This window comes from Streptacidiphilus fuscans (assembly GCF_015690355.1).
GTDB lineage: Bacteria > Actinomycetota > Actinomycetes > Streptomycetales > Streptomycetaceae > Streptacidiphilus > Streptacidiphilus fuscans.
In genome coordinates, this window is sequence record NZ_JADPRT010000011.1 from 132,334 (window position 1) to 153,950 (window position 21,617).

13 protein-coding genes and 1 riboswitch are annotated in these 21,617 nt (G+C 73.3%); of the genes, 5 read left to right on the plus strand and 8 right to left on the minus strand.

Annotated features, from left to right (window positions below; genetic code table 11):
- Nucleotides 1–170 precede the first annotated feature (170 nt).
- The 8 genes from I2501_RS25050 to I2501_RS25085 form a co-directional block, all read right to left on the minus strand.
- Nucleotides 171–1,586 (minus strand): cobyrinate a,c-diamide synthase, encoded by a 1,416-nt coding sequence (locus I2501_RS25050; protein WP_196196450.1) that lies wholly within the window; start codon nt 1,584–1,586, stop codon nt 171–173.
- Complete coding sequence (gene cobO / locus I2501_RS25055; protein ID WP_196196451.1) at nt 1,580–2,176, minus strand: cob(I)yrinic acid a,c-diamide adenosyltransferase; 597 nt, start codon at nt 2,174–2,176, stop codon at nt 1,580–1,582. Before cobO ends, I2501_RS25050 begins: the two co-directional genes overlap by 7 nt.
- Nucleotides 2,177–2,178: 2 nt before the next feature.
- Complete coding sequence (locus I2501_RS25060; protein ID WP_196196599.1) at nt 2,179–4,284, minus strand: putative cobaltochelatase; 2,106 nt, start codon at nt 4,282–4,284, stop codon at nt 2,179–2,181.
- A gap of 50 nt (nt 4,285–4,334) precedes the next feature.
- The gene (cobN, locus tag I2501_RS25065; protein WP_236047190.1) at nt 4,335–7,973 is read right to left on the minus strand and encodes a cobaltochelatase subunit CobN; all 3,639 of its coding nucleotides are present in this window, start codon (nt 7,971–7,973) and stop codon (nt 4,335–4,337) included.
- 143 nt (nt 7,974–8,116) lie between these two features.
- Nucleotides 8,117–9,619, minus strand: coding sequence for a cobyric acid synthase (locus I2501_RS25070; RefSeq protein ID WP_196196453.1), 1,503 nt, complete (start codon nt 9,617–9,619; stop codon nt 8,117–8,119).
- Nucleotides 9,616–10,566: a cobalamin biosynthesis protein gene (locus I2501_RS25075; protein WP_196196454.1), complete on the minus strand. Its 951-nt coding sequence runs from the start codon at nt 10,564–10,566 to the stop codon at nt 9,616–9,618. The genes I2501_RS25070 and I2501_RS25075 overlap by 4 nt, the downstream gene beginning before the upstream one ends.
- Before the next feature lie 31 nt (nt 10,567–10,597).
- A riboswitch (cobalamin riboswitch) is annotated at nt 10,598–10,772 on the minus strand.
- 50 nt (nt 10,773–10,822) lie between these two features.
- Nucleotides 10,823–10,978: a hypothetical protein gene (locus I2501_RS25080; RefSeq protein ID WP_196196455.1), complete on the minus strand. Its 156-nt coding sequence runs from the start codon at nt 10,976–10,978 to the stop codon at nt 10,823–10,825.
- Nucleotides 10,979–11,225: 247 nt separating this feature from the next.
- Nucleotides 11,226–12,626, minus strand: coding sequence for an NAD(P)/FAD-dependent oxidoreductase (locus tag I2501_RS25085; protein WP_196196456.1), 1,401 nt, complete (start codon nt 12,624–12,626; stop codon nt 11,226–11,228).
- A 313-nt stretch (nt 12,627–12,939) separates the two neighbouring features.
- Between I2501_RS25085 and I2501_RS25090 the strand changes: the two genes are divergently transcribed.
- From I2501_RS25090 to I2501_RS25110, 5 genes are all read left to right on the plus strand, one after another.
- Entirely contained in the window at nt 12,940–14,058 is a 1,119-nt protein-coding gene (locus I2501_RS25090; RefSeq protein ID WP_196196457.1) for an alpha/beta hydrolase family protein, read from the plus strand.
- A gap of 649 nt (nt 14,059–14,707) precedes the next feature.
- A complete protein-coding gene (locus I2501_RS25095) occupies nt 14,708–15,949 on the plus strand; it encodes a hypothetical protein (protein WP_328806606.1) in 1,242 nt (413 codons plus the stop codon).
- Nucleotides 15,855–17,489 carry a type I glutamate--ammonia ligase gene (locus tag I2501_RS40720; RefSeq protein ID WP_196196600.1) on the plus strand — a complete coding sequence of 545 codons (1,635 nt, stop codon included), beginning with the start codon at nt 15,855–15,857 and terminating at the stop codon, nt 17,487–17,489. Before I2501_RS25095 ends, I2501_RS40720 begins: the two co-directional genes overlap by 95 nt.
- Nucleotides 17,489–18,634, plus strand: a complete 1,146-nt coding sequence (locus I2501_RS25105) for an amidohydrolase family protein (protein WP_196196459.1) — start codon at nt 17,489–17,491, stop codon at nt 18,632–18,634. Before I2501_RS40720 ends, I2501_RS25105 begins: the two co-directional genes overlap by 1 nt.
- Before the next feature lie 179 nt (nt 18,635–18,813).
- A complete protein-coding gene (locus I2501_RS25110; RefSeq protein WP_196196460.1) occupies nt 18,814–21,393 on the plus strand; it encodes a ligand-binding sensor domain-containing protein in 2,580 nt (859 codons plus the stop codon).
- The last annotated feature ends 224 nt before the right edge of the window (nt 21,394–21,617 follow it).

Here is a 21,617-nt window from a genome sequence, read left to right on the forward strand (position 1 = left end):
TTCGCGAGCACGACCCGTACCCCGGAGACGTCCTGTCCCGGCCGGAACGACTTCCCAGCACCAGGCCGGTCCAGCGGTGGGTCTCCCTGTTCGTTGACTGACATGCACAGGCTGGCAGTTCCCGCGACGGATGGTCGGGGTGCCTGTCCTACGGGCCGCTCGGCTCCCGCCTAACCCTGGCGCTCCTCCGCATACAGCGCGGCGTGGCCGACCAGGCGGGACGCCAGGCTCGGCGCGGCCGTCCAGTGCACGTGCAGGTAGGAGGCGTGGAGGGTCGGAGTGGCGAAGCCCTCGGTCGTCAGGCGGCCGTCGTGGGTGCGCCAGCCCCAGGCCGCGGTGGGGCCTGCGCCCGGGGTGGTGACGGTGCGGTGGAACTCGTGGCCGGGGATGCGCAGCCCTGCCGGGGCCAGGGGGCTGTCGGTCAGGGCGACGGCCTCGCGGTAGCCGAGGGTCAGGCGGGGCGACATCGCCGCCTCCGCGTCGATCACCCCGCACATCGGACGGTCGTCCAGTGCGCGGCAGAGGTAGAGCAGGCCGGCGCACTCCGCCGCGATCGGCGCGCCCGAGGCGGCGAGCGCCGTGATCGCCTCGCGCAGCGGCTGGTTGGCGGACAGCTCCGCCGCGTGGACCTCAGGGAAGCCGCCGCCGACGACCAGCGCGGACGTGCCCTCGGGCAGCTTCTCGTCGTGCAGCGGGTCGAACGTCACCACGTCCGCGCCCGCCGCCGTCAGCAACTCCGCGTTCTCGGCATAGGAGAACGAGAACGCCGGACCACCCGCGAGGGCGACGACCGGACGTCGCCCGGCAGGAAGCGCATGGCCGAGCGCGGCGATCTCCTCGTCCGCGTCCCACGCCGACGCCCGCACCTCCGGAGCGCTGCTCGCGAGCGCCAGCACCGCGTCGAGGTCGACGCCCGCCGCGACCAGCTCGCCCATCTCGCGGACCGCGCGCACCGCGTCCGCGTCCCGCTCCACGGCCGGGATCAGGCCGAGGTGCCGGCTGGGTGTGGCGACCGCGTCGCTGCGTCGCAGCGCGCCCAGCACCGGAACGCCGCCGCCCTCCTCCAGCGCCTCGCGCAGCATCGCCTCGTGGCGGTCGGAGCCGACGCGGTTGAGGATGACCCCGCCGATCCGCACCTCCGGGTCCCAGGAGGCGAAGCCGTGCACCAGGGCCGCCACCGAGCGGCTCTGCGAGGACGCGTCCACCACCAGCACCGCCGGTGCCCGCAGCAGCTTGGCGACGTGCGCGGTCGACGCCAACTCCCCGCGCCCGGCCGCGCCGTCGAAGAGGCCCATCACGCCTTCCACGACGGCGATGTCGCTGCCGGAAGTGCCGGAAGTCCCGGAAGCGCCGTGCAGCAGCAGCGGCGCCACGCGATCAGGCCCGCTCAGGAACGCGTCCAGGTTGCGGCCCGGCCGCCCGGTCGCGAGTGCGTGGTAGCCGGGGTCGATGTAGTCGGGGCCGACCTTGTGCGGCGAGACGCGCAGGCCGCGTGCCGTCAGCGCGGCCATCAGGCCGGTGGCCACGGTCGTCTTGCCCGTGCCCGAGGCGGGCGCGGCCAGCACGACGCGCGGGAGCGCTACCACTCGATGCCCCGCTGGCCCTTGCGACCGGCGTCCATCGGGTGCTTGACCTTGGTCATCTCGGTCACCAGATCCGCCGCCGTGACCAGCTTCTCCGGCGCGTAGCGGCCGGTGATCACGACGTGCTGCGAGCCGGGACGGGCGGCCAGCACGTCCAGCACCTCGTCGACGTCGATCCAACCCCAGTGCATGGGGTACGTGAACTCGTCCAGCACGTAGAAGCGGTAGGTCTCGGCGGCCAGGTCGCGCTTGACCTGCTCCCAGCCCTCCCGTGCCGCGTCCTCGCTCTCGGCGATCTCGCGCTGCACCCAGGACCAGCCCTCGCCCATCTTGTGCCAGGCGACCGTGCCGCCCTCGTCGCCGGCGCCGAGGACCTTGAGCGCGTGCTCCTCGCCGACCTTCCACTTGGCCGACTTGACGAACTGGAACACCCCGATCGGCCAACCCTGGTTCCAGGCGCGCAGCGCCATGCCGAAGGCAGCGGTGGACTTGCCCTTGCCGGGGCCGGTGTGGACCGCCAGCACGGGCAGGGTACGGCGCTGACGGGTCGTCAGACCGTCGTCGGGAATGCTGGTCGGCTGTCCCTGGGGCATGGTTACGCCGCCTCCGTCTGCTTCGAGTTCCGCTTCGAGTTGCGCTTCGAGTTCTGCATGGTCCCGACCATCGTCTTCACCAGCGAGGTCACCGTGTCCGCGCGCAGCTCGTCCAGGGCCACGGCCGGGCCCTGCAGGTGCTGCGCCAACTCCGTGGCCAGGCCCAGCCGGACCGGGCCGCTCTCGCAGTCCACCACGACGCTCGCCGTCCCGGCCGCAGCCAGCAGTCCGGCGGCGCGCCGCGCGTCGTCCAGCGCCGAGCGCGAGCCGGTCGCCCGGCCGTCCGTCACCAGGACGACGAGCGGACGCCGCATCGGGTCGCGCAGCCGCTCGACGCGCAGCGTCTCGTGCGCGCGCAGCAACCCGGCGGCCAGCGGCGTTCGGCCGCCGGTCGGGAGCTGTTCCAACCGGGCCGCACCCGCCTCGACCGAGGAGGTCGGGGGCAGCAGCAGGTCGGCGGTCGAGCCCCGGAAGGAGATCATCCCGATCTTGTCGCGGCGCTGGTAGGCGTCCATCAGCAGCGACATCACCGCGCCCTTGACCGCCGACATCCGCTGCCGGGCCGCCATCGAGCCGGAGGCGTCGACGACGAAGAGGACCAGGTTGCCCTCGCGGCCCTCGCGCACCTGCTGCCGGAAGTCGTCCTTGCGCAGCACCAGCGCCCGCCCGCTGCGCCCGCGGGCCCGCTGGTGCGGAGCGGCGGCCTGGACGGTCGCGGCCAGGTGCAGCCGCTGGAGCACGCCGGTGGGGCGCTGGGCGCGGATGGTGTGCCCGCCGTCGGTCTCCGCGCGGGAGCGGCGTCCCTGGACGCCCTCGCCGGTGCCGGGGACCTTGAACAGCCGTGTCTTGTACGGCTGGTCGGCCGCGACGGGCGCGGCCTCGCGCGGCGCGGGCGCGGAGGGCGACTGCTGCGGCTGGGCCTGGCCCGGCTCGCCCGCGCTGCCGGCGTCGCTCGGGCTGTCCGACGCTGCCTCGGCCGGGGACTCGGGCTCGCTCGGCGCGTCCTGACCGCCGCCTCCGCCACCGCCGTTGTCGGGACCGTCCGGACCGTCCGGGCCGGAGTCGTGCGGGCCGTCGCCGTCCGGATCGTCCTCGGGATCGGTGTCCGGATCGGTCTCCGGCTCCTGCCCGGCGAACTGCTGGAGCGTCTCGTCCAGCTTCTCGTCGTCCAGCCCCGGCGCGTCGAACGGGTTGCGCCGACGCCGGTGCGGCAGCGCCAGCTGCGCGGCGATGCGCACGTCCTCGGCCAGCACCCGCGTCCGGCCCGCCCAGGCGGCCAGCGCCACCGCGGTCCTGGCCATGACGATGTCGGCGCGCAGTCCGTCCACCTCGAACGCGGCGCAGACGGCGGTGATCTGACGCAGCGCCGCATCGCCGAGGACGACCTGCGGCAGCAACGCCTGTGCGGCCGTGATCCGTTCGGCGAGCGCCCGCTCCTCGTCCCGCCAGCGGGCGGCGAAGCCCTCCGGGTCGGCGTCGTAGGCGAGGCGGCGGCGGACCACCTCGGCGCGCTGCTCCGGCTCGCGGGTCGCGGCGATCTCGACGGTCAGGCCGAAGCGGTCGAGCAGCTGCGGGCGCAGCTCGCCCTCCTCCGGGTTCATCGTGCCGACCAGCAGGAACCGCGCCGCGTGCCGGACCGAGACGCCCTCGCGCTCGACGTACGACCGGCCCATGGCGGCCGCGTCGAGCAGCAGGTCGACCAGGTGGTCGTGGAGCAGGTTGACCTCGTCGATGTAGAGCACGCCGCGGTGCGCCGCTGCCAACAGGCCCGGCTCGTACGCCTTCACGCCCTCGGCCAGCGCGCGTTCCAAGTCGAGCGAGCCGACGATCCGGTCCTCGCTGACGCCGACCGGGAGTTCGACCAGCGACGTCGCGCGCTCCGAGACGGCCGCAGCCTCGACGGGATGCGGCCCGTCCGGGCACTGCGGGTCCGGGGACGCCGGGTCGCAGGCGAAGCGGCAGCCGGAGACCACGCGGATCGCGGGCAGCAGCCCGGCCAGCGCGCGGACCATCGTCGATTTCGCGGTGCCCTTCTCGCCGCGCACCAGCACGCCGCCGACCTGCGGCGAGACCGCGTTCAGCAGCAGCGCGAGCCGCAGGTCGTCCATGCCGACCACGGCCGTGAACGGGTACCGGGCCTCGGTCTCCTGACGGACAGTCACTCCGCGTCCCCTTCCAGGTCGCCTTCGAGCTCCAGGTAGGTGGCGCGCAGCCGGTCCAGGGTCTCCTGGTCCGGCTCGGCCCACAGCTTGCGGTCCGCCGCCTCCAGCAGCCGCTCGGTGATGCCGCGCAGCGCCCAGGGGTTGGACGTGCGCATGAACTCCTGGTTGGTGGGGTCGAAGACGTACTCGGCCGCCAACTTCTCGTACATCCAGTCGTCGACCACGCCCGCCGTGGCGTCGTAGCCGAAGAGGTAGTCGACGGTCGCGGCCATCTCGAAGGCGCCCTTGTAGCCGTGGCGGCGCATCGCCGCCATCCAGCGCGGGTTGACCACGCGGGCGCGGAAGACGCGGTGCGTCTCCTCGCCGAGCGTGCGGGTCTTGACCTGGCTGGGCGTGGCGCTGTCGCCGACGTAGGCGGCGGGGGACTCGCCGGTCAGGTGGCGGACCATGGCCACCATGCCGCCGTGGTACTGGAAGTAGTCGTCCGCGTCGACCAGGTCGTGCTCGCGGGTGTCGACGTTCTTGGCCGCCACCGAGATCCGGCGGAACGCCTGCTCCATGTCCCCGCGCGCGGCCCGGCCGTCCAGGCCCCGGCCGTAGGCGTAGCCGCCCCAGACGGCGTAGACCTCGGCCAGGTCGGCGTCCGAGCGCCAGTTGCGGGCGTCGATCAGCGGCAGCAGGCCCGCGCCGTACGCGCCGGGCTTGGAACCGAAGATGCGCGCCGAGGCACGACGCCGGTCGCCGTGCTCGCTCGCGTCCTCGTCGACGTGGGCGCGCACGTAGTTGGACTCGGCGGGCTCGTCCAGCTCGGCCACGGCCCGCACCGCGTCGTCCAGCAGGCCGACCACGTGCGGGAAGGCGTCGCGGAAGAAGCCGGAGATGCGCACGGTCACGTCGATGCGCGGACGGCCGAGCTCGGCGAGCGGCACCACCTCGAAGCCGGTGACCCGGCGCGAGGCGTCGTCCCAGACCGGACGGCAGCCGAGCAGCGCCAGGATCTCGGCGATGTCGTCGCCCTGCGTGCGCATGCAGGAGGTGCCCCAGACCGTCAGGCCGACGGACTTGGGGTAGGCGCCGGTGTCCTCCAGGTAGCGCGCCACCAGCGAGTCCGCGAGCGCCTGGCCGACCTCCCAACTCAGCCGGGAGGGAATGGCCTTGGGGTCGACCGAGTAGAAGTTCCGGCCGGTCGGCAGCACGTTGACCAGCCCGCGCGTCGGCGAGCCGGACGGCCCGGCGGGCACGTAGCCGCCGCGCAGCGCGCGCAGGATGTGGTCCAACTCGTCGGTGGTGCGCGCCAGTCGGGGCACGACCTCCTCGGCGGCGAACTCCAGCACGGCGACGGCGGTGTCCAGCGGTCCGCCCAGCACCTCGAGGACCAGGCCCGGAGCGGCGTCCACGGCCCAACCCCGCGCCTCCATGCCCTCGGCCAGCCGGCGGCAGAGCTGCTCCAGCAGGTCCAGCGCGTCCGCGCCGGTGCGCGCCGGGCCGTCGACGAGCGCGCGCAGCTTCTCGGAGACGTGCACGGCAGCGCCCGGCTCGGCGAGCAAGTCCCGCTCCACCAGGCCGAAGTGGGACGCCAGCGCGGCACGCAGGCCGGGCAGGGCGTCGGCGCGCCCGCCCCAGATCTGCGCCGAACGCAGCACCGCCAGCACCAGGTTGACCCGCGCCTCGTCCACCGGGCCGCCGCCCAGGATGTGCAGGCCGTCGCGGATCTGCACGTCCTTGATCTCGCACAGGTAGCCGTCGATGTGCATGACGAACTCGTCGAACGCCGCGTCGTCCGGCTGCTCGTCGACATGCAGGTCGTGGTGGAGCTCGGCGGCCTTGACCAGCGTCCAGATCTGCGCCCGCACGGCCGGTGCCTTGGCCGGGTCCAAGTCGCTGACCAGCGCGTACTCGTCGAGCAGCTGCTCCAGCTTGGCCAGGTCGCCGTAGGTGTCGGCGCGCGCCATCGGCGGGACCAGGTGGTCGACGATGGTGGCGTGGCCGCGCCGCTTGGCCTGGGTGCCCTCGCCCGGGTCGTTGACGATGAACGGGTAGATCAGCGGCAGTTCGCCCAGCACCGCGTCGGGCGCGCAGCCGCGCGACAGGCCGAGGCCCTTGCCGGGCAGCCACTCCATCGTCCCGTGCTTGCCCAGGTGGACGACGGCGTCGGCGCCGAAGGAGTTTTCCAACCACCGGTAGGCGGCCAGGTAGTGGTGCGACGGCGGCATGTCCGGGTCGTGGTAGATCGCGATCGGGTTCTCGCCGAAGCCGCGCGGCGGCTGGATCATCAGCACCACGTTGCCGAAGGCCAGCGACGCCAGCACGATCTCGTCGCCGTCGACGTAGAGCTGACCGGGGGCCTCGCCCCAGTGCTCCAGCACGCCCTCGCGGAGCTCGTTGTCGAGCGCGTCGAACCACTGCTGGTAGTCCTTCAGCGGCACGCGCGCGGGCGCGGCGCGCAACTGCTCCTCGGTCAGCCACTCGACGTCGTGACCGCCGGCGGCGATCAGCGTGTGGATCAGCTCGTCGCCGCCCGCCGGGTAGCCGTCGACGGTGTAGCCCGCGCCCCGGAGGGAGTCCAGCAGCCGCACGGCGGAGGCGGGGGTGTCCAGGCCCACCGCGTTGCCGACGCGCGAGTGCTTGGTCGGGTAGGCGGTGAAGACGATCGCCAACTTCTTGTCGGCGTTGGTCTTGTGGCGTAGCGCCGCGTGCCGCAGCGCGATCCCGGCGACCCGTCCGGCGCGCTCCTCGTCCGCGACGTAGATCGGGATGCCGTCGCTGCCGGTCTCCTTGAAGGAGAACGGGACGGAGATGATCCGGCCGTCGAACTCGGGGATGGCCACCTGCATCGCCGCGTCCATCGGCGACAGCGCCGCGTCGGACTCGTCCCAGACGGCGTGGGAGGTGGTCAGGCAGAGACCCTGGATCACCGGGATGTCCAGCTCGGCGAGCTGCCCGATGTCCCAACTCTCCTCCCCGTCACCGCCCGCCGACGCGTCGGCGGCCACGGTGCCACCCGCCGCCAGCACGGTGGCGACGACGGCGTCGCAGCGGCCCAGCAGCTCGAAGAGCCCGGCGTCAGCGCCACGCAGCGAACCGCAGTACACCGGAAGGGCGTTGCCGCCCTTGGCCTCGATCTGCGCGCAGAGCGTGTCCACGAACGCGGTGTTGCCGGAGAGTTCGTGCGCCCGGTAGAAGAGCACGCCCACCGTGGGTCGACCGTCCCGCAGTTCAGCGTCCCCCCGGACGCCGAACTGCGGCATGGCCTGCGGTGGGGCGAAGCCCTCGCCGGTCAGCAGCACCGTGTCGGAGAGGAAGCGGGCTAGCTCGGCCAGGTTGGCCGTGCCGCCCTCGACCAGGTAGCGCAGCGCCTCCGCGACCACGCCCGCCGGAGCCGACGACATGCCCATCAGCTCCGCGTCCGGCACGGCCTCGCCGCCCAGCAGCACCGTCGGCAGCCCGGACGCGGCGATGGCCGCCAGCCCGTCCTCCCACCCACGCCGCCCGCCGAGCAGCCGGACCACCACGACGTCCGCGTTCGCCAGCAGCGCGGGGAGTTCGGTGGCGACGTCGGTCCGGGTCGGATTGCCGATCAGGTAGCGCGCGCCGGAGGCGCGGGCGGCGAGCAGGTCGGTGTCGGCGGTCGACAGCAGCAGGACTGTTGTCGTCCCGCCCTCGCTCGCGTGCTCCTGGTCCACCCGGTCAACTCCCTCGTTCGGTGTGCTGGTTGCAGAAGAGTCAGTGCTTGCGTCAGTGCTGGCGCCAGTGTTCGTGCCAGAGTTCGCGTCGGCGCTCATGTCGGCGCACCCGGCGGCACGAACGGCAGTCCGCTCGGTGCGCCGTTCTCGATCAGTCGCCACAGTGCGTCGGTGTCGGCATGACGCTCGATCAGATCGCCGAGCCGGTCGAGCCGTTCCTCGCGGGCGGCGGCAAAGCCGGTGTCCGGCGCGGGGACGAAGGCGCGCCCGCTCACCTCGGCGACCTCGCGCAGGAACGCGCGGCGGAAGCCGTCGTTCTCCAGCGCGCCGTGCCACGTGGTGCCCCAGACCGCGCCGTGGTGGCAGCCGTCCAGCCAAGGCTCGGCGCCGCCTTCGACGGTGGCGACGCCGTGGTGGATCTCGTAGCCGTGCACGGTCTCGCCGTAGGCCTCGCCCACCGGGCGTGCCAACGTCTTCTCGACCGCGAAGCGGATGTCCACCGGCAGCAGCCCGAGCCCGTCGACCGCGCCCGCCTTCGACTCGACCTCGTCCGTGATCGTCCGCGCCAGCATCTGGTACCCGCCACAGACGCCGAGGACCGGCAGCCCGCGCGCCGCCCGTTCGGCCACGGCCCGGTCCAGCCCGCGCTCGCGCAGCCACGCCAGGTCGGCGACGGTGGCCCGCGTCCCGGGCAGCACCACCAGGTCGGCGTCGGCGAGCTCCTCCGGGCGCGTGGCCCAGCGGACCAGCACCCCGGGCTCCTGCGCCAGCGCGTCGATGTCGGTGAAGTTCGACAGCCGCGGCAGTCGCACCACGGAGACCCGCAGCACGTCCGTGCCCAGCGGCGCGCCCGCGTCGCCGCGCGCCATCACACCGGCGAGGTCCAGCGAGTCCTCGGCGTCCAGCCACAGTCCGGAGAGCATCGGCAGCACGCCCAGGGACGGACGGTGCGTCACCCGGTGCAGCATGTCCAACCCGGGCTGGAGCAGCCGCGCGTCGCCACGGAACTTGTTCACCAGCCAGCCCGCGATGTGCGCCTGGTCCTCGGCGGAGAGCAGCGCCAGCGTCCCGAACATGGACGCGAAGACGCCGCCGCGGTCGATGTCGCCGACCACCACGACCGGCAGGTCGGCGGCGACGGCCAACCCCATGTTGGCGATGTCCCCGGCCCGCAGGTTGATCTCGGCGGGGGAGCCGGCGCCCTCGCAGATCACCACGTCGTAGCGGTCGCGCAGGTCGGCGAGGCAGTCCAGGGCGATCCGCAGCAGCGCGGGCTTGCGCTCGCGGTAGTCCAGCGCGCCGACCTCGGCGACGGGCTTGCCCAGCACCACGACTTGGCTGCGCTGGTCCCCACCCGGCTTGAGCAGCACGGGGTTCATCGCCGCTTCGGGCTCGACGCCCGCCGCCGTGGCCTGCATCGCCTGGGCGCGGCCGATCTCCGCGCCGTCGAGCGTCACGAAGGAGTTGAGCGACATGTTCTGCGCCTTGAACGGCGCGACCTTGACGCCCTGTCGCTTGAGCCAGCGACAGATTCCCGCCGTGACCACGCTTTTGCCCGCGTCCGAGGTCGTCCCGGCGACCAGCAGTGCCCCGCTCACTTCCCAGCCCCCATCAGTCGAGTCCCCCTCAGCAGGGCGACGGTCACCGTCGTCGCCAGCGCCAGCGCGCCGACCCGGCGTGACAGCCGGCACGCGCGCTCCACGTCCGCGACCGCGACCGGCCGCAACTCCGCGCCCAGCACCGGCCGGTGCTCGACCCGCTCCCCGTAGCGGAGCGTGCCCCCGAGCCGCACTCCCAACGCGCCCGCGAATGCTGCCTCCGCGTGACCGGCGTTCGGGCTCGGGTGCGCGCCCGCGTCGCGCCTCCAGACGCGCCACGCGCGCCCCCGGTCCTCGCTCGCCGCGACGGTCAGCAGCGCCGTCAGCCGCGCCCCCGGCCACCCCGCCACGTCGTCCAGCCGCGCCGACGCCCAGCCGAACCGCAGCAACCGCGGCGAACGGTGACCCACCATCGCGTCCAGCGTGTTGACAGCCCGGAACGCCAGCAGCCCCGGCGCGCCCGCAAGCGCGCCCCAGGTCAGCGCGTTCACGACGGCGTCGGCGGTGTTCTCCCCGACGGACTCGACGACCGCGCGGGCGATCTCCTGCTCGTCCAGCTGACGCGGGTCACGCCCACACAGGTGCGGCAGCCGTTCGCGCGCCGCCTCGATGTCCCCGCGCTCCAGCGCGGACGCGATCACGCGCGCCTCGCGGACGAGTGACGCGCCGCCGAGAACCGCCCAGACGGACGCGGCGGCGAAGGCCGCCTGCGCCGGGCGCGCGCGCCGCAGCGTGCGCTCCGCCACCAGCGCGCCCCCGGCGACCGAGCCGACGGCGGCGAGCGTGAAGAGAGTTCCCGAGCCGCGATCGTCCCGGTAGAGACGCCGCTCCAGCGCGGCGGCGAAACGCCCGAAACCGGCTACCGGATGACCACGTCGGGGGTCGCCGAACACGGCGTCGGCGGCATAGCCCACCACGGCCCCGTACGCGAACGCGCTGCTGCGCACCGCTGCGTGTCCTCACTCAGGGTCCGCGCCCTGGATCGACGATCCGAAGGCGAGAGTCTCCTGGCTTCCGGATCGACACACCTGCGGGCCTTCCAGCAGCGATGTGCTGCCGTGGCCGTCGTTCGCAGGTGCTCCCCGGTGACAGTGGCGGGACCGCGCCGGATTCGCACCGGCTTCCTCTACTTGCCTCCGATTGGCGTAAAGATCCCACCATGTCGCCGGACGCAGCGTCAACCGACCGAGTCGGTGTCGCGGATCACGGACGTTGCTGCTTGAGCAGTTCGACGGACTTCTGCACCACCTGATCGGCGGGGCTCGTGGGCGGGCGAAGGACGTGATCCTCGAACCAGGAAAGGCCGAGGATGACTATCAGTCCCAGCGGGGCGACAAGCAGGCACAGGAAGACAGACATGGGCACCCCAAGGTGTCGAATGCTGCAGGCCCGGACGGACCCCGATCCGTCCCTCCAACAGCGTCCGCCACCCATGCGGAATCCGCACTTCGAGCAGTGCCCGGCCATGCACCACCAGGGGCGCGGGGCTCCGCCGATTTGCGGCTCCGCCGCGAGGGCGCGACAAGCCACCCTGCCCGGTGTGTCCCCGAACTAACAGGGCCATCCGCACGCCAGTGGGCAGAGCCCCGCGCCCCTGATGGCTGCTCTAGTGCCGCCCCGAAATCACATCCGCCACCTTCGCAACCGGAGAGGTGGCCGCACGGCCGCCCCGCTCCTGCCGGTCGGCGAAGTGGTACGCCGCGTACATCCCGTGCACCCCGATCCACCGGAACGGTTCCGGCTCCCAGCGGCGCACCTTGTGGTCCACCCAAGGCAGGTCCGTCAGGTCCGTCGCCTCGCCCCGGACCAGGTCCCGCAGGGTCCGCGCGGCGAGGTTCGTGGTCGTGACGCCGCTGCCGACGTAGCCGCCGGCCCAGCCCAGGCCGGACGCGTGGTCGAGTGCAACGGTGGAGCACCAGTCGCGCGGGACGCCCAGCACGCCCGACCAGGCGTGGTCGATCGCGACACCCCGCGCGGCGGGGAAGAAGCGGGTCAGGATCTCCGTCAGCTGGTCGATCGTCTTCGCCGCGGTCGAGCCGTCGTTGTCGGTGCGTGAGCCGAAGCGGTAGGGGACGCCGCGTCCCCCGAGCGCGATGCGGTCGTCCGCCGTCCGCTGGGCGTACATGTACGCGTGCGCGAAGTCGCCCAGCATCTCGCGGCCCGCCCAGCCGACGGAGTCCCAGAACGAGGCGGGCAGCGGGGCGGTGACGATCATCGAGGAGTTCATCGGCAGCCAGGAGCGCTTCTCGCCGCGCAGGTTGGCGGTGAAGCCCTCCGTGCAGCGCAGCACGTAGCGGGCCGAGACGGTGCCGTGGTCGGTGACGGCACGCGCGGGGGCCGCACCGACGGACGGCACGATCTCGGTGACGGTCGTGCCCTCGTAGATCCTGACGCCCAGTCGCTCCGCCGCCTCGGCCAGGCCACGGACCAGCTTGGCCGGCTGGATCCGCGCGCCATGGGGGGTCCAACTGCCGCCCAGCACACCGGAGACGGCGATCCGGGACGAGGCCTCGGCGGCCGTCAGCCGCTCCACCTCGGTCTCGCCGTACGCGTGCTCGCCCGCGACGAACGCGTCCAGCCGCTCGACCTGCGCGGGGGTGTAGGCGACCTCAAGGACGCCGCCCTTGACCTGGTCGGCGTCGATCCGCTCGGCGTCGCAGACGCGCAGCACCTCGTCGACGCTCGCGTTCATCGCCTGCTGCATCGCGACGGCGCGCGGCTTGCCGTACTGCTTGGCGAAGACGCCTCGTCCGGCGAAGCCGTTGTAGAGCCAGCCGCCGTTGCGGCCGGACGCGCCGTAGCCGCAGAAGCGCTGCTCCAGGACGGCGACGCGCAGCGAGGGGTCCGCCTGCTTGAGGTAGTAGGCCGTCCAGAGCCCCGTGTAGCCCCCGCCGACGACGGCGACGTCGACCTCCGTCGAGCCGTCCAGCGGTGGTCGCGAGTCGGGGAGACCGATGGCGGAGTACCAGAAGGAGACACCGCCGTTGGCGGTGGCGGAGGTGCCCACGGGAGACCTGCTTCCTGGAGGAGGTGCGGAGCCGGTGCCTCGGTGCGGAGTGCCGGGCTCCGCCGGTTCGGGCACGGTATCCAGGGCCGGGAGCAGCGGCAATGCACACAGTGTCAAGGTCCTGGCCGGGTTTCCGGACAATCCGTCGGAGGACACGCTCGCGCCGGATCTCGCCCCGTCCGGCCGCGCTCCGGTGGCGGGCGCGCCCAGCGGGTACTGGGATGGAGAGAACGTCGGCACGATCCGGTGCGGCAGCGGTTCCGGTGCGGCAGTGCGTTCCGGTACGGCGGCAGCGGGGAGCAGGGGTAGCGACATGCATTGGGGCAAGGCAGCCGCAGTGGCCACCGTCTCCGTCGTCGGCGTGGGCGCGGTCGCCCTGGTGGCCGGACGGGTGGTCTCCGAGCTCTCGGTCCGCTCCAGCGGCGCGGCGCCCTCCTCGACGGGCGGACTGCGCGTCCACTCCGTAGCGCCGGGCATGATCGAGCTGACCCGGACCCCGGAGACCGAGCGGACGGGCCGCTGGGCGCTGGAGTGGGGCACGGACGGCCATGTGGTGGTCGGGCCGGTCCTCTCCACCACGGAGCAGACGGTGGTCCGCCAGGTCCTGCCGGGCGGCTCCGCGCTGCCGGAGGAGGGCGAGACCGTCGTGCTGACCCCGTGGGTGCTGCGCGGCGACCCCAAGCAGGCGCTGGGCCTGGACTTCTCCGACACCCGCGTCAGCGGCGAGCTCGGCCCGATGCCGGCCTGGTACGTGCCCGGCCTGCGCGACCCGTGGGTGATCGCGATCCACGGCGACGGCGCGGACCGGGGACAGGTGCTGCCGCTGCTGCCGGTGTTCGAACGCTTCAAGATGCCGGTGCTGGCGGTCAGCTACCGCAACGACCCGGGCGCACCGGCCTCGCCCGACGGCATGGGCCACTTCGGCGAGACGGAGTGGCGCGACGTCGAGGCGGCGATCCGCCTGGCGGTCGACTCGGGCGCGAGCCGGGTCCTGCTGTACGGGTGGGGCATCGGCGCGACGATGGCCCTGCAGGCGGCGGAGCGGTCCGCGTGGCGCGACATCGTGCGCGGCCTGGTACTGGACTCGCCGGTCCTGGACTGGCGCGAGGCGGCGCGGCGCCGCGCCACCCGCCGCGGTGTCCCACAGCCCCTCGCGGAGCTCGGAATGCGCGCGGCGGAGGGCCGCAGCGGCGTCGACACGACGGCGTTCGACAGGCTCGCGGACGGCGATGGTCTGGCTGCGCCGGTGCTGCTGCTTCACAGCCCGGACGACACGGTGGCGCCGATCGCGCCCGTCCGCAGGCTTGCGGAGCGTCGGGACGATCTCGTGCTGTACCGGGAGTTTCCGGGCACCGAGCACGAGGCGTTGTGGAACGCCGATCCCCACGGGTACGAGGATTTGCTGAGGCGGTTCCTGACGCCGCTGCTGTAACGGATTGCAGCCGGGGAAGTTGCACTTTGCCGAGGGGCGCGGGGCTCTGCTGCTGTGCGGCTCCGCCGCGTGGGCGCGAGACACCGCCCTGTGCGGATGGCCCTGCTCGTTCGGTCTGCCAGCTGCGTGGGTGGCTTGTCGCGCAGTTCCTCGCGCCCCTGATAGTGCAACCACATGCGGCAGCATCAGCCCGGCTTGTCGCGCCCACGCGGCGCCGCACATCAGCAGAGCCCCGCGCCCCTGATGGTGCAACTGGCCCCTCGCGCTGAAAACGCGCGCCCCTGGAGGTGCAACCCACCGCGGGAGCGAAAAGCATCCCTCCGCCGACCCGGCCCAAAAGCCCCGCAGGGCCCAACCTCGGCCCCAGTGGGGGCAAAACGTGCGCCACTCCCGCACCTCCCCGCACTCCTGACCTGCGCCACGCCTGAGGATGTGACAAGTTGCCGTGCGACGGGGAAGACTGCACGGCGTGACGTCCCGGAATCCGCGCGACCGTGATGCCCGCGTAGCGAGACTGCCCCGGCCTGCCGGTCAGGTGCGCCGCACGCCCCCCTCCTACCAGTCTGCCCCGGCGCGCCTCGCGCCCCTCGCTCGGCGCCTGCTCGCGGACGCCGTCCGCATCGCGCACTGGGCCGGGGAGTTGCCGGCCGTGGACCGCCGGGGGGACCTCCTGCCCGGTGACGCCGACGCCGCGGCGAAGGCGCTCGCGCTGACGCCGGACCAGGCCGTCGCGGCCTGGGAGCGGGCGCGGCTGACCGGTCTGATCGAGCTGCGCGGCAGCGGCGCGGGACCGGGCTGGCGGCTGCACGCCTGGGAGCACGACGACGAGGCCGTCCTGCGTGGCTGGGCCGCGCTCTTCGACGCCTGGACGCTGCTGGTCTCCGTGCCGGACCGGGCGCTGACCCAGCTCGCGGGGCAGGCTGTCGACCACGCGCCGCAACTGCTGTCGTTCCTGCACCTGGTGGCCGGTCCGGTCGACGAGGCGGAGCTGCTGGAGCTGCTGCGCCGCGGCATGGAGGAGCAGTGGCACGCGGGCCTGCACCCGACCGTCGCCTCGCCCGTGCCGCACGCCGCGCTCGCCGTCTCCGCGATCCGCGCCGACGCACGCGACGCGGAGGCGCGTGCCACCGCCGCGCTGCCGCCGACGCCGGGTGAGATCGCCGCGGTGCTGCGGTGGATGCTGGAGGGCTTCGCGGCCGTCGGCGCGCTGGTGCGCAGACCCGTCGAGCCGGAGGAGCCCGAGGAGCGGGTCGAGCTGACCCCGCTGGGCCACTGGGCCACGCGGGCGAAGCTGGAGGAGATCTGCACGGTGGCGCAGACCGCCGCCGGGCACATCGAGCAGTCGGCCTACGAGCTGCTCGCCGCCTGCGCCGGGTACACCCCCGGCCCGGCGCGCGCCGAGTACCGGGCCTGGCTGGCGGCCCGTCAGGTCGACCGTGCCGTGACCGACCTGCTCGACGTCGCGCGCGGCGAGGACGCGCTGCTGCGCGGGCTGGCCTTCGAGGCGCTGCGCGTCGCCGGTCACCCGGCCGAGCCCGCCGTCCGGCACGCGTGCGACGAGCCGATGCTGCGGCCCTACGCGCTGCTGTGGCTGGCCGAGCAGAGCGACGAGGGCGTGCTGCCCGCCGACGTGCTGGACCAGCAGGACGCCGCCTGGCTCTGGGTGGACACGGGTGCGGCGGTGCTGGAGCACGGCGACACCGGCATGCTGGTCCGCCACGTCCAGGGCGCCGCCGACGGCGATCCGGGACGGCTGTTCGCGCTGGCCCGGCAGGTGGGTCACCCGCGTGCCGGGCATGTCCTGGCGGCGGTGGCGTCCGCGCACCCCGATCCTGGTGTCGCGCGGGCCGCGCGGCGCAGCGCGTTCAGCGTGCACGACGGCGGGGCCTGACCACGAGGGTGACGGCGCGGGCGTGACGACGGGAGGCCGACAGGTGGCGGAGCGGGACGAGGCCCGGGCACAGGCGCGGTTGACCGCCGCGCGGCTCAGCGCCGACGGGGTCGACGCGGTCGCGCTGACCTGGGTCGACAACGCGGGGATCGCCCGGGTCAAGGGCATCCCGCTGAGCCGCCTCGTCGACGCGGCCGTGCACGGGATCGGGATGTCGCCCGTCTTCGACGTCTTCCTGGTCGACGACGCGATCACCACGAGCCGTCATATCGGCGGCCCGGACGGCGACCTGCGGCTCTTCCCGGACCTCGACCGCGCCGTCGCGCTGGCCGCGCAGCCGGGTTGGGCCTTCGCGCCGGTGGACCGGTACGCGCAGGACGGGACGCCGCATCCGGCCTGCCAGCGGCAGTTCGCGGCGGCGATGGCCGCGCGGGCCGCCGAGTTCGGGGTCACCTTCCGCGCCGCGTTCGAGACCGAGTGGATCGTCCAGCGGCAGGCGGCTCCGGGTGAGCCGCCGAGCTACCCCACCGACGGCCCGGCGTACGGGTTGCACCGGCTGACGGACCTGTCCGACTACCTGCGCGAGGTGCTGCTGGCCCTGGAGGCGCAGGGGTTGACGGTGCAGCAGATCCATCCGGAGTACGCGCCAGGGCAGTTCGAGGTCTCCGTCGCCGCCGCCGACCCGGTCGCGGCGGCCGACGACGCGGTGCTGGTCCGGACGACGATCCGGGGGGTCTCGGCCCGGCACGGGCTGCGGGCCTCGTTCGCACCGGCCTTCGAGGCGGGCGGGGTCGGCAACGGCGGCCATCTGCACCTCAGCGCCTGGCAGGACGGGCACAACCTGATGGCCGACCCGGCCGCACGCGACTCGTTCCTGGGCGGGGTCCTCGACGAACTGCCCGCCCTGCTGGCACTCGGCGCGCCCAGCGTGGCCAGCTTCCTGCGGCTGGTGCCGTCGCACTGGGCCGGTGTCTACCGCTGCTGGGGCGTGGAGAACCGCGAGGCCGCTCTCCGCGTCGTCGAGGCGCCGCACCTGCTGCCCCGTCCGGAAAGGCCCCGTCGACCCGCCCCTGGGCTGCTGGACGACACGATCGACGCGGCCGACACGAACGGCGAGGACCCGACGCAGGCGCTGCTGCGCGACCTGGAGGAGAGTGAGCGCCTCCGCCAGGCCGAACAGGCCGCGGCGGAGTCGGGCGCTCCGGCGAACGTCGAGGTCAAGTGCTTCGACCAGTCCGCCAACCCGTACCTCGCCGTCGGCGGCGTGATCGCCGCGGGGCTGGCCGGGATGGACAGCGGAGCCAAGCTGCCGGACCCGGTGCAGGGCGACCCGGCGCTGCTGCCGCCGGACCGCCGACCGCCGCGACTCCCCGCCGACCTGGGGGAGTCGCTCGCGGCCTTCCGGGTCTCGACGGTGCTGCACGAGGCGCTCGGCGAGGTGCTCTTCGAGGCCGTCGCGGCCGTCCGCGCGGCGGAGCAGGAGGCGTACGGCGCCCGGCCGCCCGAAGACGTCATCGCGGCGACCCGCTGGCGCTACTGATGCAGCGTCAGGACCGCGACGGCCAGGGGGTCCCAGATTTTGGTGGGCTGGTGGACCAGCACTGCCACTCCGTCGTCGCCTCCGAGTTGGGCGAGACGGCGTTCGCCTCGCTGCTGACCGAGTCCGACCGGCAGCCCGCCGATCCGCACGCCGTCTGGGACAGTTCACTCGGCCTGGCCGTACGGCGTTGGTGCGCACCGGAGTTGGACCTGCCCGCGTTCGCTCCTGTGGAGGACTATCTGGAGCGCCGCCGCGAGCTGGGCGCGGCCGAGGTCACCCGGCGGATGCTGCGTCGCTCGGGCTTCGACGCCTGTCTCGTCGACACCGGACTGACCGAGGCGGCGGGCGTCCCGCTCCTCTCGCCCGACGAGTTCGGCGGCCTGGCCGGCGCGGACGTGCACGAGATCGTCCGGATCGAGCGCATCGCCGAGCGTGCGACTCCCGGCCTGACCGCAGACGGCTGGGCGGACGGCGTCAGCACCGCGTTGCACCGGGCCGCCCGGCACGCCGTCGGTCTCAAGTCCGTTGTCGCGTACCGCCATGGGCTCGACTTCGATCCCGCGCGTCCGTCCCCGGCCGAGACGCGGCGCGCGGCGGGGGAGTATCTCGCCTCCGGTGGTGGCCGGTTGACGCATCCGGTGCTGCTGCGCCACCTGCTGTGGACGGCGCTGGAGTCGGGCCTGCCGCTCCAACTCCACACCGGCTTCGGGGATCCCGACCTCACGCTGCACCGGTCCGACCCCTCCCTGTTGACGGACTTCGTCCGGGCGGCCGAGCCGCTCGGCACTCCGCTGGTGCTGCTGCACTGCTGGCCCTACCACCGCCAGGCGGCCTGGCTGGCGCACGCGTTCCCGCACGTCTTCTGCGACGTCGGCCTGACCCTCACTCACACCGGCGCTCCCGGAGCCCGTCAGGTCCTGGCGGAGACGCTCGAACTCGCCCCGTTCCGGAAGGTGTTGTTCTCCACCGACGGTTACGGCTTGCCTGAGCTGCACCGCGTCGGAGCGGCTGCCTTCCGCCACGCGCTCGCCGCCTGGCTGCCGGAGGCCGTTCCTGGCAACGCAGTTGAGGCAGCCCGGATCGCCTCGCTCATCGGCCGGGAGAACGCGGTGCGGCTCTACGGCCTCGCGGACGCCCCTGTGTGACGCAGGGTGAGAGGGCCGTTGCTGAGCGCGAAGTGACGCCATAACGGTTCCGTAAATTCGTGTGCCATGGCACTAGCTGCCACCCCTCCCCGTGTGGTCAAGTCGCACGCGGCCTGGAACCGACGGGCCCTGCACAGCTCCATCACCCGGTGCACACCCACAGTCTCGGGGAGGACTCGTTGACGACCCCGCACCGCAACAGTCGTCGTTTCACGCTGATAACCCTGGCCGCCGTCGGCGGCCTGATGGCCGCAACTCCGGCCATTGCCATGCCGATTCACCACAACCACCCGCAGGGCAGCGGCATGCACGCCATGGTCGGCGGTGGTGACGGGGGAGACGACGAGTCGGACGACATATCCAACGGCGCCCAGCAGGCGGCCGACGAGGTCAACGCGCCCGGCATCGTCGCCCCCGGCGCCTACGGCGCGGCCTGGTCCGCTCTGCAGAACATGCCGCGTACGGGCGGCCAGTGGCGCCAGGCCACCATGCTCCCGTACAACTCGGACGACCCGCGCTACCGCGACCAGGACTCCAACTCCACGGCCGGCATGGGCCAGGTCACCGGCCGGATGACCGCGATGGCCGCCGACAGCAACGGCGACGTCTACGCGGGCTCGGCGGGCGGCGGCGTCTGGCGGTCCACGCAGGCCGGCGGCAACTGGACGCCGATCAGCGACGGACTCTCGGCGCAGGCCACCGGCGCGCTGGCGCTGGACAGCCGGGGCCGCCTCTGGCTCGGCACCGGCGAGGCCAACACCAACGCCGACGCCTACCTCGGCTCCGGCGTCTACCTGTTGGCGGACCCCCGGCACGGCCAGTTCACCTCGCGCGACCGGGTCGGCGGCGACGAGCTCCAGTCGACCGCCATCCACGAGCTGCGCATCAGCGGCGACACCGTCTACGCCGCCACCTCCGAGGGCCTCTGGTCGCACTCGGTCACGCACCTGGACGGGCCCTGGAAGCTGGAGTTCGCGCCGAACCCCGACTACCTGCCCGGCCACTCGCTGGCCAACGACCCGAACGCGGCCTACAAGAACATCGTCGACGACATCGCCTTCGACCCGGCCGACCCGAGCCGTGTGCTCGTCGCCGCGGGCTGGCGGTCCGGCGACACCTACAACGGCTACTACACCAAGGTCAACGGCAGTTGGCAGACGGTCACCTCCCTGGGTGCGCTGCCGACCGACCCGGGCGACATCGGCACGGTCACCTTCGCGCCCTCCGCGGACCACCAGCGCTACTACGCCCTGGTCCAGTCCCCGAACTCGCTCAACGCGGGCGGCGGCTTGGGCGGCATCTACGTCTCCAAGAACGGCTCGCCGTTCGGCCCGTGGACGCAGGTCGCCAGCGCGGCCTCGCTGGGGACCTCCGGCTCGGTGCTCACCAACGTCGGCGGCCAGTCCTGGTACGACGAGTCGCTGATCGTGGACCCGAACAACCACGACCACGTCTACGCCGGCCTGGAGGAGGTCTTCGAGACCACCGACGGCGGCACCACCTGGACCACGCCCGGCCCGTACTGGAACTTCCCGCTGGCCTGCTGGAGCCTCGACCCCAGCGAGCAGAGCGGCACCTGCCCGCAGACCACCCACCCGGACCAGCACGCCCTGGCCATCGGCAGCTACAAGGGCCAGACCTACGTCTACGCGGGCAACGACGGCGGCGCCTACCGCCGTCCGCTCGACGGCCAGGCCAACTCCCTCGGCCACGCCACGGACTGGGTCTCGCTCAACGACGGCACGATTGACACACTCCAGTACTACTCGGTGGGCGTCGGCGCGGACCCGAACGGCAAGGGCACCGTCGTCACCGGCGGCATGCAGGACAACGGCCAGTCGATCCTGCGGGGTTACGGTTCCAAGGCCGTCGACACGGTGATGGGCTCCAACTTCGGCGGCGACGGCGGCATGACGCTGGTCGACCCGAAGAACGGCTGCAACGAGGCCCAGGAGTACGTCTACCTGGAGATCAACGTCACCCAGGACTGCGCGGTCAACAGCGGTCTCGTGGCGCCGACCACGTACAACGTGGCCCCGCCGGACAATGCGACGTCCAACGCCCGCTTCATCGCGCCGTTCACCTCCGACCTGCAGAACCCGAACCTGTGGGTGGCGGGCGGCGAGAACGTCTGGGTGCAGTCGCAGGGCTTCGCGATCCGCTCCTCCAGCGCGTGGACGAGCGCGTACGACCTGGGTGCGGGCCGCGTGGCGACGGCGGTCGCCTCCTCCGGCGGCAAGGTCTACGCGGCCTGGTGCGGCCCGTGCAACCCGCAGGGCTTCCAGCGGGGCGTGGCCGTCGGCAACGCGGACGGCACCGGGTGGCAGCAGCTCTCGCTTCCCGCGGGGGTGCCGGACCGCTACCTCAGCGACGTGGTGATCGACCCGAAGGACAGCAGCCACGTCTACCTGACGGTCAGTGGCTTCTCCCGCAACTGGAACGAGGGCCCCGGCGCGGGCATCGGCCACGTCTTCGAGAGCCACGACTCCGGCGCGACCTGGTCCGACATCTCGGCGAACCTGCCGGACATCCCGGCGGACTCCCTGGCGCTGACGCCTGGCGGCGGCCTGCTGCTCGGCACGGACCTCGGCGCGATGTACCGCGCACCGGGCCGCACCCACTGGGCGGCCATCGGCCGCCTCCCGGCCGTCGCGGTGGACCAGATCCTCGTCGGCCCGGACGGCGACGTGTACGCGGCGACGCACGGTCGCGGCATCTACACCATGCCGCTCCGCGAACTGGGCGACGGACGGGACTGAGATTCGCTCCCGCAGGTAGTTGCACCTCCAGGGGCGCGGGGCTCTGCTGATATGCGGCTCCGCCGCGTGAGCGCGACAAGCCGCCGCTCTCGCTGCCGCAGGTAGTTGCAGCCCGTTAGGGGCGCGGGGAACTGCGCGACAAGCCACCCCAGGTGGTGAGTCGCTCAGCGAGCAGGGCCACCCGCAGTGGGTGGTTGCTCGCGCAGTTCCCCGCGCCCCTGTTG